Genomic DNA, 14553 nt, shown 5'->3' with positions numbered 1-14553 from the left:
TACCATTAGTACCGATATGATCAGCGATGAGGAATTGACTGCTTTGATGCAGGCGATCAACAATCGGTATGGTCTTGATTTTACCAACTATGAGCGATCATCTCTAAAGCGCGGCATTGTGCGGTTGATGATGAAACACAAGATGGAATCGATCATAGAACTTTGGTCTTTGATTTTGAGGGACAATGAGTTTTTCCTGGGTGCTATAGACGACCTGCTTGTCAACCTGACGGAACTATTTCGGAATCCTGATGTGTGGATCAAGTTGAGGGATACGATTATCCCCGATCTTTCAGGAAGACCATTAAAAATATGGCATGCTGGCTGCTCCACTGGAGAGGAAGTCTATACGATGAATATTGTACTGGAAACTCTCAACTTATTGAATAATAGTAAGTTAATAGCGACAGACTTAAGTAGTACCGCGCTGGGGAAAGCCCGAAAGGGAGACTATTCTTTGGTCACACTCAAGCAATATCTGGTTCCCTTTCTTAAGTTTTTGCCCAATAGAGATATGGCAGACTATTTTGACTATCATGACAAGCATGCCACGATCAAGTCAAAGTACCAGACCAATGTTAGCTTCAAGAAGCACAACTTGGTGATGGAGCCAATGGGGGAGAAATTTGATATCATCTTTTGCAGGAATGTAATGATCTATTTTGATGAGACGCTCAAAAATCGTGTGTTGGATCTGCTGCATAGCTGCTTAAAAGACGATGGGTTTTTGATCATAGGATACTATGATATTATGCCGGATTATGGTAAAAATAAATTCAGCATTTACGATGTGAAAACAAGGATTTATAGGAAAATCGCTCACTAACATTAAACAATAGATTATGCGAGTACTTATTGTAGATGACTCCACTTACATCCGATCCAGCCTCAGGTCTCTTTTGACAGATCAGGGCTATGATGTAATTGGGGAGGCAAAAAATGGCGAAATGGCCATCGATCTCGCACTGGAACTCAAGCCCGATGTAATCACACTCGATAACATTCTACCGGATATGACAGGTCTCGATATCCTGAAGGCATTGAATACCAGTGATTTTAAAACGTCTGTGATTATGATAAGTGCAGTAGGTCAGCAGTCGGCAATAGTGGATGCTATGAACAACGGGGCGAAGTATTACCTCGTGAAGCCATATGATGAATCCGAATTAATCGGGATTTTGAGGGAACTCGATGAAGAATCCTAATTGTTCGCCTAAAACATTAAATTGATTAAGAATAAAGGGCTATTTTACAAATTAAGATACAACCAGACGTAAAAGAATATGTTAGCTGATTTAAATGATAACGAGCTCAAAGTAGCAACAAAGCTAATTTTTGACGGATTGTCCATGGCAAAATCATCTATGGAGCAAATCCTTCAGAGCCCAATAAGTATTGAGCAAATTGACTATGTAAATGCCGAACTTGATACAACCCGTTTCGGTGGACCGGATGAAGATGTACATCTCATCAAAACCGAACTAATGGGAGAACTCAAGGGAACAAGCCACTTGATCTTTTCTCAAAAGGAAGTTGCCAAGATGTATGAAGCATGTCTGCCTGAGAGTATTGTGAAGGATGATTCCAAAGAGAGCACCATCATGAAGCTTGGATTTCTCACCGAGATTGATAATATGGTTTCAGCTGCCGTTATTACCGAGTTTTCCAACTTCCTTGATGTGGAAATCTATGGAAATGTTCCGTCCCTCAAAGTTTTGAAAGCAACTGACCTGAATGATTTTATCGTTAGAGAATCCAGCGAATTCGAATCAATTATTCATTTTAAGGCGGTTTTTCATGGAAAAGAGCTAGATATTTGCCCTGATTTTATATGGGTGTTTCACAATAAATTTGTGGACAAGATTAAGAACCTGGTTTAGTTACTCATTATCACCCTAATCGCACTAGCTGTTAGCAGTGTTAATCGTAAAACAAAGTGATAAAACAGTAATAAAAAGAAAATGAGCAAAACAGTTTTGATTGTAGATGACTCCATTTACATGCGGTCATTGATAAAATCCGCAATGGAAGGAGCAGGATTTGAAGTGGTTGGAGAAGCCCAAAATGGTGAGAGCGCAATTGACCTTGCCGTTCAATTACAACCTGATCTGATTACATTGGATAACATTCTTCCTGATATGATGGGTTTTGAAATACTTAAGGTCCTGAAAGATGAGGGAGTGCCATCCAAAGTGATCATGGTGAGTGCGGTGGGCCAACAGACGGTAGTAAACAAAGGACTCTCCCTAGGCGCTTCAGAATACATTGTCAAACCATTTACTGAAGAGGACCTGCTAAAGGTTGTCGAAAAAGTACTTGCGTAACACCTTTAGTGTGCAGCTTTCATGATTAAAAGATTAACCAACTTACCCATACGCCAGAAATTTGCGGTAATAATTATCCCGCTTATTGTCATCATCCTGGCGTTTGATTATTTGCAAGTTCGATACCACTACCTTGATTATTCTGATAGTGTTCGTTTGAATAAAGCCATTACTGTCGGGATAGAAATCAATCACGTAGTTCATGAGATTCAAAAGGAGCGAAGTATCTCATCTGGTTTTCTAGCCAATGAAGGTGAAAGCTTCGGTGTGAAGCTGAATAAGCAGCGAAACAGCACGGATAGTACCCTTCAGAAGTATTACAATGAGATTACAAGCAGCGAGCTGAATGATCTGAAGGCGATACACCGTGCCGACCTTGATCAATTGAATACTTTTTTTGATAAACTGGCTACCCTTCGGAAGAGTATTGACCAACACAGAATTTCATCGGAACAATCAATAGATCGTTTCTCCGAGATCAACAATGTAGCGTTGAATACCGTCATCAAGCTCATTGATGAAACGAGGGACAAAGAGATTGCACAGCAAATTCATGCGATCATTTACTTTCTTAAATCAAAGGAATATGCAAGTATTGAGAGAGCGATAGGTACACAGGCCTTTTCTCATAGCCACATCGATTTTGACCTTTACAATCGATTTACCACACTAGTAGCCAGGCAAAATTCTTACCTGGATGCATTCAGAATCATCGCAAATGAGGAATCCAATGCTTATTACGAGCAGATTGTGAGAGGAGAAGAGGTAAATGAGGTGGAGCGAATGAGGCAAGTACTCTTTGCCAATGATACCCTGGCTGAAAATCCGGATAACTGGTATGAAGCGAGCACAACAAAGATCAACCTACTAAAAAGAGTAGAGGATTACATGTCCGACAACATCCAGTCAAGGACTGAGGTGATAGCTCAAAGATCGGTTAGAAACTTCTGGACTTTTCTGATTCTTGATGTCACCATTGGTATCATCGCATTTTGGCTGATGACTACCCTGGTCACCAACCTATTGAAAAACGTGAGCATTCTTGAAGCCTATACGAGGCGCATCTCGGCCGGCGACATGTCCAAGAAGGTGGTCATCCCGACCAAGGACGAATTGGGACAGTATGCCAATACGTTTAATCGAATGGTGGTGGAGATCAAGAAGTCGCAATTTGAATTGAGAAAGCAGCGCGACAGGGCCAAATTCCTGTACAAAAACATCTACGGGGTATCGCTGGTAGTGTTCGAGAATATTCAGCAAGGCATATTCCTACTGGACAAGGATTTCAAGATTTCGAAGTTCCACTCCAAGGCAATGAAAGAAATCTTCAACAATGACAGGATTGCCGGGGAAAACTTTGCCAATTTCATGCGCCCGCTCATTCTGCCAAGGGAGCTGGAGGCACTCGAGATGTTCATGCGTCACCTCTTCAATGAAGATATGGATGAGGAAGTGGTGAATCAACTCAACCCGATTGATCAAGTGAAGATTCACACGGAGCAGAATGGCATAGTAGCCACTAAGTACATCCGGGTAGAATTTACAAGAATCTATCGCAAGGAACGAATTCAGAATATCATGGTATCTGTTTCGGATGAGACAGAATCAATCTTACTGCAGCAGCACTTGAGCGAAGCAGAGAAGAAAAAACAGCAGGAAACAGAGCGAGTGCTGAGCATCCTAAAAATTGATCCTTCGATTCTCAGAGGATTCCTTCACAACTCGCGCAAGATGCTCAAGAGCATCTCCGAAAAATATGAGAAGAACGATCAGGACGAGTACTCTGAACTCTTAAGCTTCACTTTTGACATCATCCATAATCTGAAAGGAAACGCTGTGGTAATTGGTATGGAGCTAATGGCCAACAAGTTCCATGAAATTGAAGATGCAATCACAGAATTACAATCCAAGGATGTAAGAGGCAAAGACTTCCTGGCCATTCTTTATGAAGTGGACGAGGCAGATCGGATGATAGGCGAGATCGCAGACATGCTTTACAAGATCATTAATATCTATAAGAAATTCCCTGCGGAAGGCGACTCGGTTTCTAATATAATGGTGATCGACTCACTGGAAAGGGGAGCTGAGCTGATAGCTAAGGAAGAAGGGAAATCAGTCAATCTGACATTTGAGAATATTGAGAATGTAATTCTGCCTGAAGCCTACATCAATCCTTTCAAGGACATGATGATTCAGCTTGTGCGAAATTCTATCGTTCATGGAATAGAAGCGCCAAGCGTAAGGATGAATAACGGGAAAGCGATCATGGGAGAGATCATCATAGAGCTATCCAAAAGTGACAATGAGCTTTTTATCCGGTACAAAGATGACGGCAGAGGGTTGGACATTGAACGTATTAAGCGAAGGGCCATTGACAAGGGAATTGTGACGGAGACCCAGATCAATAAGATGGAGGATTTTGAGATTGTCGAGCTCATTTTTAAAGAAGGGTTCTCTACAGCCGACAAAGCAAATACCAATGCCGGCAGAGGCCAGGGAATGAATCTGGTAAAATCCATTATTGATAAGAATAAAGGAGCTTATACCATCACTTCAAAGCCTGGAGAGGCATTTGAAATGATTATTAAGCTGCCAGTCTTGAATGTTGAGAAGGAGGCAGAGGGATGAAAAAGCGATTACTAATAGTAGACGATTCATCCGTGATGCGACGGACCATTGAAAAAAACCTTGAAAATTATGATCTTGAGATCATAGGTCAGGCAGCAAATGGGGTAGAAGCCGTGCAGATGGTGATGGATAAAAAACCAGATGTAGTGACATTGGATATCACCATGCCAGAAATGGATGGGATCGCTTGCCTGGAAGAAATTATGAGGATAAACCCGGAGACCAAGGTGATGATTATCACAGCTCTGGCAGATAAACTGACCGGCCTAATTGCCCTGGACAGAGGAGCACGTGGATTTATGTATAAACCTGTGAATTCGGATGACCTTTCCCGTGCATTTGATAAACTATTGAAACGAGAGGATGGAGAGTAGGAAAGAAGAATTTGAAGCAACCTGTAATCTGTTCATCAATTCGGTGAGTAATTACTTCAAACATCTCACAGAGATTGATTCTGACATGAAGGTTCCATACCTGAAGGAATCTGATGGTCTGGTTCTAAAGGATTTTACTGGGATGATCGGGATATCCGGCAGCAGGAAGGGATTTGTGTACATTTCAGCCAATAAAGAAATGTTTGCAGATCTGATCAACCTTTTCATTGGAATTGAAGATCCTTCGGATGAGGATATTCTGGATATGGCTGGGGAAATATCGAATGTAGTAGCAGGAAATGTGCGTGCCAATCTGGGCGCCAATTTTATGATTTCCGTGCCTACTGTTTTCGAGGGAATGCCGGATGAACTTCACATCCCGGAAAACGTTTCTATGTATGTGATTCCTATCAAATGGAATAATCATGAAGCATTTGTGGTGTTAGGATTAGACTGAGAGAAAACTAGCTATGGGCGAAGCTCAAAAGAACATAAACGAATCAAACTGGATCATCAACTTTGATCAGATTGAGGATAGTACCCGGAGAAATTACTTTTCCGTGCTGCCTCAGGAGAACAGACTGATGGAGCACTTTTCAGAAGCTTTTGTCATCAACAAGCCCAAGGGGAGGGTTGGTGGTGATGGTTTTTGGCTGCATAGCAATGGAGACGATGTGTACTTGGCACTCTTTACTTGCGTAGGCGAAGGCCACCTGGCCAGTATGATGATTCGCATCTACATGAATGCCCTGAAAAAAATGGTTGACGGCTATTCCATTGATTTTCCCGGATCCATTTTACAGTTTCTTCACAGGGAGGTCCAGGCCCGCTTCAAAGACAAGAATAACATTCTATTGAATACTAACGCCAACGTTGGAATCGTCAAACTAAATACAAAGACAAAAGAGATGGAGTTTGCCGGGGCGAACATGGATCTCATGCAGGTGAATAAGGATGGAGTGAAGATCATAGAGGGAGAGAAGCAACAGGTAGGAGAGACCTCCGAGAAACACCACAGCTTCAGCTCAAATTCACTCAGTATGACTACTGAGTCAAACTTTTACCTGTGCAGCTCTGGTATTTTCAACCTTGTTGGAGGCCCGGACTTCAAGAAACTATCGATGGCGCAGGTTGGGGATTACCTTTTTGAAAAAAGGGAGGCTTCCATCCAGGAGCAGAAACATTTGACTGAGCAATACCTCGCCACCTGGACAGGTGCCAACCGCCAGAATGATGACATCATGGTCATCGGTTTCAAGGCTTAGACCACCATCAACTTCTTTTTCTCCAGATACTCGTCATACGTACTCAGGGTATCCACATATCCGTCAGGCTTCAATTCAACAATCCTGTTTGCAATAGTCTGAGTAAACGTGTGGTCATGAGAGGTGAACAAAATCGTACCCGGAAATTCCTTCAGCGAGTTGTTCAACGCCGTAATAGACTCAAGATCCAGGTGATTCGTTGGCTCATCCAGAATCAACAAATTGGCACCCTGTAGCATCATTCGGGAAAGCATGCATCTTACTTTCTCACCCCCGGAAAGCACATTGCACTTCTTCAACGTTTCCTGTCCGGAAAAGAGCATTTTACCCAGAAAACCACGGATATAGACTTCATCCTTTTCTTCTTCGCCACCCGTAGCATATTGTCTTAACCAGTCAATTAGGTTGTCATCTGAATTGAAAAAAGAGGAGTTTTCATTCGGAAGATAGGCGTGCGTTATGGTCTGACCGAATTTGAAAGTGCCACTGGTAGCCTTTTGCTCATCCATAAGAATCTGAAAAAAGGATGTTACAGCCAGGCTATCCTCACTCACCACTGCTATTTTATCCCCTTTATTCACAAATAGATCAAGGTCTTTAAAAAGATATTCACCATTGATTTCCTTGCTGAGGCCTTTGGTTTCCAGTATTTGATCGCCGGCAGTACGGTTTTGCTTGAAAATGATAGCAGGATACTTTCGGTTTGAAGGTTGGATTTCCTCCACGTTGATTTTCTCAAGCAATTTTTTTCTACTTGTGGCCTGCTTCGATTTTGCTGCGTTGGCACTAAAGCGGGCAATGAATTCCTGAAGCTCCTTCTTCTTTTCCTCCGCTTTTTTGTTTGCTGAAGATCGCTGGCTCAGTGCCAGTTGGCTGGATTCATACCAGAATGTATAATTACCGGTATAGAGTTTTATCTGGCCAAAATCAATGTCGGCAATGTGTGTGCACACCGTATCCAGAAAGTGACGATCGTGAGAGACCACAATCAAAGTGTTGTTAAACTCCAGAAGATAGTCCTCCAGCCACGAAATCGTATTGATGTCCAGGTCGTTGGTAGGTTCATCCAGGATTAGGATGTCAGGGTTTCCAAAAAGCACCTGAGCCAAAAGTACACGCACCTTTTCGGTTCCGTTCAGTTCTTTCACCAGTTTATAGTGGTCGTCTTCAGTAATCCCCAGGCCACTCAACAAGGCTGCCGCATCGGATTCTGCGTTCCAGCCATCCATATCAGCAAATTTTGCTTCCAGCTCTGAGGCTCTGTTGCCATCTTCCTCGGTGAAATCAGCCTTTGCATAAATGGCATCTTTTTCTTTCATGATGCTCCAGAGCTCTTTATACCCCATCATTGCGGTATCCAAAACTGGAATTTCGTCATATTCATGGTGGTTCTGCTTCAAAACAGCCATGCGCTTGCCAGGCTCTATTTTCACTGACCCTGAATTGGGCGAAATCTCCCCTGATAGGATTTTAAGAAAAGTAGATTTTCCGGCTCCATTTGCACCAATAATGCCGTAACAATTGCCCGGAGTGAAGTTGATATTCACTTCGTCAAAAAGTACCCTTTTGCCGTATTGAAGGGATATATTTTCAGTTGAGATCATATTCGAACGAAATTGAGGCGCGAAGGTAACTATTTCCGACCCATTAGGAAGAATTGTCCGATTATTCACTTTGATTAAGGGATATCCTGATTTCAAAATCTAGGATTGAGGCTTCTACATCGGACGGAGTATCCAATCCATCGAAACGTCTGATTTAGAAGGATTTGGAAGGTTAATTTACATTCAAATTTATCTTTTGATAATTCGGTGGGAGCGCTCCTCACGACATGAAAAAGAATACTGCGATCTTTTCAGAACTGGATATTAGAAAACTTACGATTAGGATCATACTTGCTTTCCTGGTAGGGGTGACCTCCGTTCTGGCCATTGCATTTGTGGCCAATAGGCAAGTGCAGAAGTTTGCAGAAGTAAATTCTCAACTGGAGCAACTTTTGGCTACCTGCGGCAAGCAGCGTACCCTGAGTCAATACCTCTCGAAAAATGTACTACTGCTCGATATTGGTGAAGCCATCAACCCACAGGTTGTTGAGCGCCTGGATTCGGCCGTGAGTGCCTTTCACGCCAACCATTTGAAAATCAGAGAAGCCAATGAATTTCTTGCTGGTAAAGGAATTGCTTTAGAAAAAATCGTATCTATCTATGCAGAAATGTCTCCCTCCATCTCGGCCCTTATTAAGGGGAGCTATGGTATTCAGGAGGCTAGGAATGTTGGCTTATTCCGAAATATTATCCTTCAGCAGGAAGGTTCTGTGATGCCCCTTCTTAATGAATTATCCGATAGATATCAGACTCTTGCCGAAGATGTAAATAGTCAGCTCTCGAGGACTATTTCTAGGCAATATTGGTTCATTGGAATCACAGTTATTTTAGCGGCTACATGCGTGTTGACTTTCACCATTCAGCTCGTGCGTATTCGGGTGAAATCGTATAGAAAGCATTTTGAAAAAGTCTTTGATTCACAAAAAAGGTATGAAAACCTCACAAGAGGCACCAGGGATGTGGTATATGAAATGGATGGGAATGGCAAATACATTTATATCAATCCTGCTTTTGAGAAGCTTTTTGAGAGCACGCTGAATGAGGTGAATCAAAAGAAGTGGTACGACTATGTAAGACAGGATCATAGAGAAGAGGTCATAAGGTATTATGCAGAGGTTATCAGGGAGCAAAAGCCATCTTGTTATTACGAATTTCCGATTGTGACTTCCATGGGCGATCGAAAATGGATCGCTCAAAGCACGGCATATACCTATGATAAGTCTGGAAATGTGACAAATATCTACAACATTGCCCGGGATATTACCGGACTCAGGTTTAATGCGGAAAAGGAGCAAAAGTACAAGCAAGGCCTCAGGCTATTGAATGAGCTCAGCTCTAAAACAGAATTGTCCATTCAAAAGCGACTGGAAGATGGCCTGAAACTATGTCTCGAATATCTTGGCCTTGATGTGGGCATTGTCAGCAAAATATGGATGGATGAGTACCGCGTGATAGCTTTTTACCCGGAATCATCAGGACTAAGCCTCAACCAAAAATATAAGTTAGGAGATACTTATTGTGATATTACTCTTTCAGAAAAGGGAAGGGTTTTGAGCATAGACCACATGGAGGCTTCTGATTATAAAAATCATCCCTGCTTCAAAAAATTCAATCTTCAATCTTACATAGGAGCAGCGTATCGCGTGGAAGGAAAAGTAGCTGGCACAGTGAATTTCACCAGTGCGGTTCCTCGCACCAAGTCATTTTCAGACTATGAAATAGATTTCATGAATCTGGTTGCTAAGTGGGTTGGCTCATTGATGGAGCAGGAAGAAAATCAAAATCGGCTTCTTGAGGAGCAAAGCCTCCTTAAAACCTTTGTATCTAGTGCGCCTGTGGCCATCGCAATGCTCGATAAGCACATGAATTATATCTCTGTGAGTCAGAAGTGGTGCATTGACCAAAATATACCTGAAGATATTATCGGTAAATCGCACTATAAAGTCTTCCCAGAGGTACCAAAGATTTGGAAGGAAATGCACAAGCGAGCCCTCGATGGGGAGATCATTAAGCCAGGCATTGAAAAATTTGTTCGTGCAGATGGATCTTTTCAATGGATCCAGGGAGAAGTGCACCCTTGGTATACTCATAAGGACAAAGTAGGAGGCATCATTATTTTCTTCAATGACCTTACTGACATGAAGCGTCAGGAAGTGGAGCTAAGGAAAGCCAAAGAAGAAGCTGAGGAAGCAGGCAAAATCAAAGAACAGTTTCTTTCTACCATGAGTCATGAAATTCGGACTCCACTGAATGCAATCATAGGAACGACCAATCTGCTGGAACTCGAGCATCCCGAGCTATCGGGGAATAGCCGTTTGAAAATGCTCAAGTTCGGCAGCAATAACCTGTTGACACTTATTAATGACATCCTTGACTTCCAGAAGATCGAGTCAGGCAATCTTGAGATCGTTAAAGAAGATGTGAATCTGCAGGATTTGGTGAACAACATTATCGAGACGTGGCGTGCAGTTCCACAGTCCGGGACTGTATCATTGGTGTGCCAATACGATGAGGGCCTTTCCAGTCACTACATATGTGATGAAGTACGATTGACCCAAGTGCTTAATAACCTGATTAGCAATGCATTAAAGTTCACCGATCAGGGAAAGGTGGAAATAACCATAAAGCCAGAAAGTGACGGGAAAGTCTATTTTTCAGTGAATGATACAGGCATTGGAATTCCCGAGGATAAATTGGGTGTAATTTTCGAGACCTTCAAGCAGATCAACAACCAGCACTCCATGAAAGCCGGTGGTACTGGTCTCGGCCTTTCGATTTCAAAAAGGCTTGTGGATTTGATGGGAGGGCAATTGCAAGTTTCTTCAATTGTGAGCAAGGGCACCAATTTTTACTTCTCTATTCCTCTTGAAGCTTCACATGGTAAGTCTGCCTCAAGAAAAGTGGATATCGTAAGCACTGCCAATCTGGATATTAAAGTCTTGCTTGTGGAAGATAATCCAGCAAACCAGGAAATAGCTAAAAGCTTCCTGACAAGGTGGGGAGTGGAAGTGGATATTGCTAATCATGGCAAAGAAGCCCTCGAGCAAGTAGTGAGTAAGAAGTATGATGTGATTTTGATGGATGTGCGAATGCCAGTCATGGATGGATATGAGGCCACTATGAACATTCGATCGATGGATGATGAATACTTCAAAACCGTGCCTATCATCGCATTGACTGCCAGCACCTTGGCAGAATCTCGTACCAAAATGGAGAGTAGTGGCATGAATGAGATCGTTTCCAAGCCATTCGATCCTCGGCAGCTATTTGAAAAGGTCAGTTTATTTGGGAAGGCAAAACCCGGAACCGAAGTACTCAAAAATGAAGAGGTGCAACATGAGACGGACAGGACCATTGCACGGTTTAAATTTCTGGCAGAGGTCCTTGCAGGCAATGAGGAGAAAATCCACATGATTGCAGAGATGGCAATCAAATCTATTGACGATGACTTGAAGGGGAGCCGGGAAAAAATGAAGAAACAGGATCGTGAAGAAACCTATAACCACCTTCACAAAATGAAATCTAACCTTGCCAACCTTGACTTAAGAGAGCTGGCCGCCTCAATGCCAGACTACAAAGCAGAAGATTTCTGGGAAAACCTGCCACCCTTTTTGGATGAGGTAGAGGTAGAATTGGCCCGGGCCAAGGAGTATCTTGTGTGTTGACTCAAAACCTCACGCTTTTAATTTTTTTTGGCTCCAGGACTGTTATGGCACTTCCATTAATTTCAATCCATTGGTCTTTTTTGAATTCGGAGAGTATCCTGATCACAGATTCGGTGGCGGTTCCTACCATCCCGGCCAGATCTGCTCTGGCTACATCAATTGTGACTTTTTCAGTATCGCCGATATATGTTTCATATAATTTGATGATGGAGTCGGCTGTGCGTTTTCTTACTGTATTGTAGGCCATTTCCATCAATTCGTGCTCACGCTGGACCAGGTTGTTGGAAAGCATTTTTATGAATTTTCCAGAAATCTCCCGGTTTTTAAAAATGAGCTCCTGAAAATCATCCTTTGGAATCAGAATCAATTCTGAATCCTCCATCGCTTCAGCAAATTCAGTACGTGTGGTGTCCTGGATCATGGATCGCTCTCCAAGAAAGTCCCCTTCCTTTTTGATGTCATAGATAAACTCCTTTCCGTCCTCGTTGATCCGATAGGTCTTTATTTTTCCCTTCCGAATCTTGTAGACAAAATTTCCATAGTCCCCTTCACGATAAATGATATCCTTCTTCTTGAAGTTTTGTGTCTTTCGTTCCTTTTCAAGTTCTTCAAGGTTTTGATACTTTGATGCCTGCTGAATAAATTCATCCATATTGGAGGCCTGAGATAGTTCACCGTACTTTTTCAGTCTTCGCTCAATGGCACCAAGCAATTCCATCTCCTCAAAAGGTTTGGTGATATAATCATCTGCACCCATGTTCATCCCTTTTCTAAAATCGGCCTTTTCTGCTTTAGCAGTGAGGAAGATGAACGGGAGTGAGGCTGTGGTAGGATTTTTTGAAAGTAGATAGAGTACTTCATAGCCATCCATCTCTGGCATCATGATGTCGCAAAGGATCAGGTCTGGCGGTGTATCAAGGGCCTTTTTCACCCCTTCCTTACCATTTGGTGCGGAGCGAACCTGATAGTTGGAAAGCTCCAAAAGCTCTACAATATTTTCACGTACATCCTCCTGGTCTTCAATGACTAGTATCTGTTGTTTGTTCATAATTGCAATGCCTTTTTTTCAGAGGAGCCAAATTACTAAAATCACCTGACGATAATCACCTGTTTACCAAAGGAATCTCATAAGCGGTAATTGAGAAAATCTGTCAATTTGCTAAAAAGAAAAGTCATGGACAGCTGGATCATTATATCAATTTTTGCTGCTGCAATCGCAATCTATTCTATGATTGACATTTTGCAGTCAAGGATTTCATTAAACAGAAAGATGGTATGGTTTGCGGTAGTCGTTATCATCCCACTTATAGGCCCGCTGGTGTACCTGCTGAAACGAAAGGCCATTGCTAATGCGAAGTAAGTGGCAACTGCAAGGTGAAAGTGCTACCCTTTCCTTCGGTGCTGGTAAAGGAAATTTGTCCGTTTAGCAGGTCAGTGTACTTCTTTACAATATTGAGTCCCAGGCCGGTTCCCTGGATGTTGGTGGCATTGCCAGCCCGGAAAAATCTGCCGAAAAGCTCCTTTTGTTCACTTTTGGGGATACCAATGCCCTGGTCAGTCACATGAATGAGAACAGAGTCTCTCACTTCAATCTTAATTTCAATCTTGTCTTTCTCCCCGGAGTATTTACTAGCATTGGAAATCAGGTTGATAAGGATATTTTTTAGAATATGAGGGTCTGAAGTGATGGAAGTAGCACTTCCAGTGATCACGATTTCCTGACCTTCTTTCAGGCTGATACTCATTTCTTCCACCACATCTCTCAATAGTTCGTAGAATTCTACATGCACAAGGTCCACCTTTTGAGCTCCACTTTCCAGCTTCTCAATGGAAAGGAAATCATTAAGAATACTGGTTAGGTTCTGCACACTTTTTTTGATCCGATCGATGTGCTTCTCGCGAGCATCCTGCTGGTCTCCTTCGGTATATCTGGCAATCAGGTTTGCCGATGAAAGCACGGTAGTCAGCGGAGTTCTGAATTCATGGCTAGCCATGGATACAAACCTGGATTTTAACTCACCAAGCTGTTTCTCCTTTTCCAATGATTTCAGAATTTCCTGCTCTGCTTTTTTCAGATCTTGCAAGCTTTCCTTCAAGGCTTCTTCCGCAAGCTTTCGTTCCTGAATCTGGCTCTGGAGCCCAAGGTTCATATGTTCCAGCTCGCTGGTTCTTGCTTTTACTTTCCTTTCAAGCTCAGAGGTGTACTCTTTTAGCTGCTGGCGTTGCTCTTCAAGTTTCCGTTCATTTTCCTTCCTTATGGAAATATCTGTAATGAAGGCGATAATGAGCTTTTCTCCATCACCAGTTATGTGGCTTAGACTTATTTCAAGAGGAAATGTTTTCCCATCTTTTCGTAGGCCTTCCAAATCCCTGCCCACACCCATGCGTCGCGGCTCGGCATCCTGCTTTATATAATTATTCCTCAAGGATGTATGTGAGCTTTTTGATTCTTTGGGAACCAAGATTTCTATCCGCTCTCCCAGAAGCTCTTCTTCAGTGTAGCCAAACATCTCTTCCGCACGTGGATTTACCAAAATGATTTTGCCTTCATTATCACAAAAGATGATTCCTTCACTAGAACTCCTGCATAGCGTTTCAATGGCATGAAGTCCTTCATTGGAAAAAATGTGCTTATCGGCAAGTTTTGTGTGCTTCATACTACCAAAGTAAAGATTGTTAGCCGATGTGACAAA

Annotated in this window: 13 protein-coding genes; 10 read left to right on the top strand and 3 right to left on the bottom strand. The window is 42.5% G+C overall.

Going from position 1 to position 14553, the window contains the following annotated elements:
- The first annotated feature begins 16 nt into the window (after positions 1 to 16).
- From RLN88_RS11745 to RLN88_RS11710, 8 genes are all read left to right on the top strand, one after another.
- The gene (locus RLN88_RS11745) at positions 17 to 826 is read left to right on the top strand and encodes a CheR family methyltransferase (RefSeq protein ID WP_350221599.1); all 810 of its coding nucleotides are present in this window, start codon (positions 17 to 19) and stop codon (positions 824 to 826) included.
- A 16-nt stretch (positions 827 to 842) separates the two neighbouring features.
- Entirely contained in the window at positions 843 to 1205 is a 363-nt protein-coding gene (locus RLN88_RS11740; RefSeq protein ID WP_350221598.1) for a response regulator, read from the top strand.
- Between the two features lie 78 nt (positions 1206 to 1283).
- The gene (locus RLN88_RS11735) at positions 1284 to 1880 is read left to right on the top strand and encodes a hypothetical protein (RefSeq protein WP_350221597.1); all 597 of its coding nucleotides are present in this window, start codon (positions 1284 to 1286) and stop codon (positions 1878 to 1880) included.
- A gap of 81 nt (positions 1881 to 1961) precedes the next feature.
- Entirely contained in the window at positions 1962 to 2324 is a 363-nt protein-coding gene (locus RLN88_RS11730; RefSeq protein WP_350221596.1) for a response regulator, read from the top strand.
- A 21-nt stretch (positions 2325 to 2345) separates the two neighbouring features.
- A complete protein-coding gene (locus RLN88_RS11725) occupies positions 2346 to 4952 on the top strand; it encodes a nitrate- and nitrite sensing domain-containing protein (protein ID WP_350221595.1) in 2607 nt (868 codons plus the stop codon).
- The gene (locus RLN88_RS11720) at positions 4949 to 5326 is read left to right on the top strand and encodes a response regulator (protein WP_350221594.1); all 378 of its coding nucleotides are present in this window, start codon (positions 4949 to 4951) and stop codon (positions 5324 to 5326) included. The genes RLN88_RS11725 and RLN88_RS11720 overlap by 4 nt, the downstream gene beginning before the upstream one ends.
- Complete coding sequence (locus RLN88_RS11715) at positions 5316 to 5783, top strand: chemotaxis protein CheX (RefSeq protein WP_350221593.1); 468 nt, start codon at positions 5316 to 5318, stop codon at positions 5781 to 5783. The genes RLN88_RS11720 and RLN88_RS11715 overlap by 11 nt, the downstream gene beginning before the upstream one ends.
- Before the next feature lie 13 nt (positions 5784 to 5796).
- Complete coding sequence (locus RLN88_RS11710; RefSeq protein WP_350221592.1) at positions 5797 to 6591, top strand: hypothetical protein; 795 nt, start codon at positions 5797 to 5799, stop codon at positions 6589 to 6591.
- Here the strand turns inward: RLN88_RS11710 and RLN88_RS11705 are convergent.
- Entirely contained in the window at positions 6588 to 8195 is a 1608-nt protein-coding gene (locus RLN88_RS11705; RefSeq protein WP_350221591.1) for an ABC-F family ATP-binding cassette domain-containing protein, read from the bottom strand. The genes RLN88_RS11710 and RLN88_RS11705 overlap by 4 nt on opposite strands.
- A gap of 227 nt (positions 8196 to 8422) precedes the next feature.
- On the opposite strand from RLN88_RS11705, the gene RLN88_RS11700 reads away from it, so the two are divergent.
- Positions 8423 to 11860 carry an ATP-binding protein gene (locus RLN88_RS11700; protein WP_350221590.1) on the top strand — a complete coding sequence of 1146 codons (3438 nt, stop codon included), beginning with the start codon at positions 8423 to 8425 and terminating at the stop codon, positions 11858 to 11860.
- Between the two features lies 1 nt (position 11861).
- Here the strand turns inward: RLN88_RS11700 and RLN88_RS11695 are convergent, their stop codons facing one another.
- Positions 11862 to 12908, bottom strand: coding sequence for a response regulator (locus tag RLN88_RS11695; protein ID WP_350221589.1), 1047 nt, complete (start codon positions 12906 to 12908; stop codon positions 11862 to 11864).
- Positions 12909 to 13034: 126 nt separating this feature from the next.
- Between RLN88_RS11695 and RLN88_RS11690 the strand changes: the two genes are divergently transcribed.
- A complete protein-coding gene (locus RLN88_RS11690; RefSeq protein ID WP_350221588.1) occupies positions 13035 to 13220 on the top strand; it encodes a PLD nuclease N-terminal domain-containing protein in 186 nt (61 codons plus the stop codon).
- Here RLN88_RS11690 and RLN88_RS11685 read toward each other — a convergent pair.
- Positions 13207 to 14517: a PAS domain-containing sensor histidine kinase gene (locus RLN88_RS11685; RefSeq protein ID WP_350221587.1), complete on the bottom strand. Its 1311-nt coding sequence runs from the start codon at positions 14515 to 14517 to the stop codon at positions 13207 to 13209. The genes RLN88_RS11690 and RLN88_RS11685 overlap by 14 nt on opposite strands.
- Positions 14518 to 14553 lie beyond the last annotated feature (36 nt).

The organism is Ekhidna sp., assembly GCF_040223195.1.
Classification (GTDB): domain Bacteria; phylum Bacteroidota; class Bacteroidia; order Cytophagales; family Cyclobacteriaceae; genus Ekhidna.
This window is presented reverse-complemented; position numbering and strand designations above follow the sequence as displayed.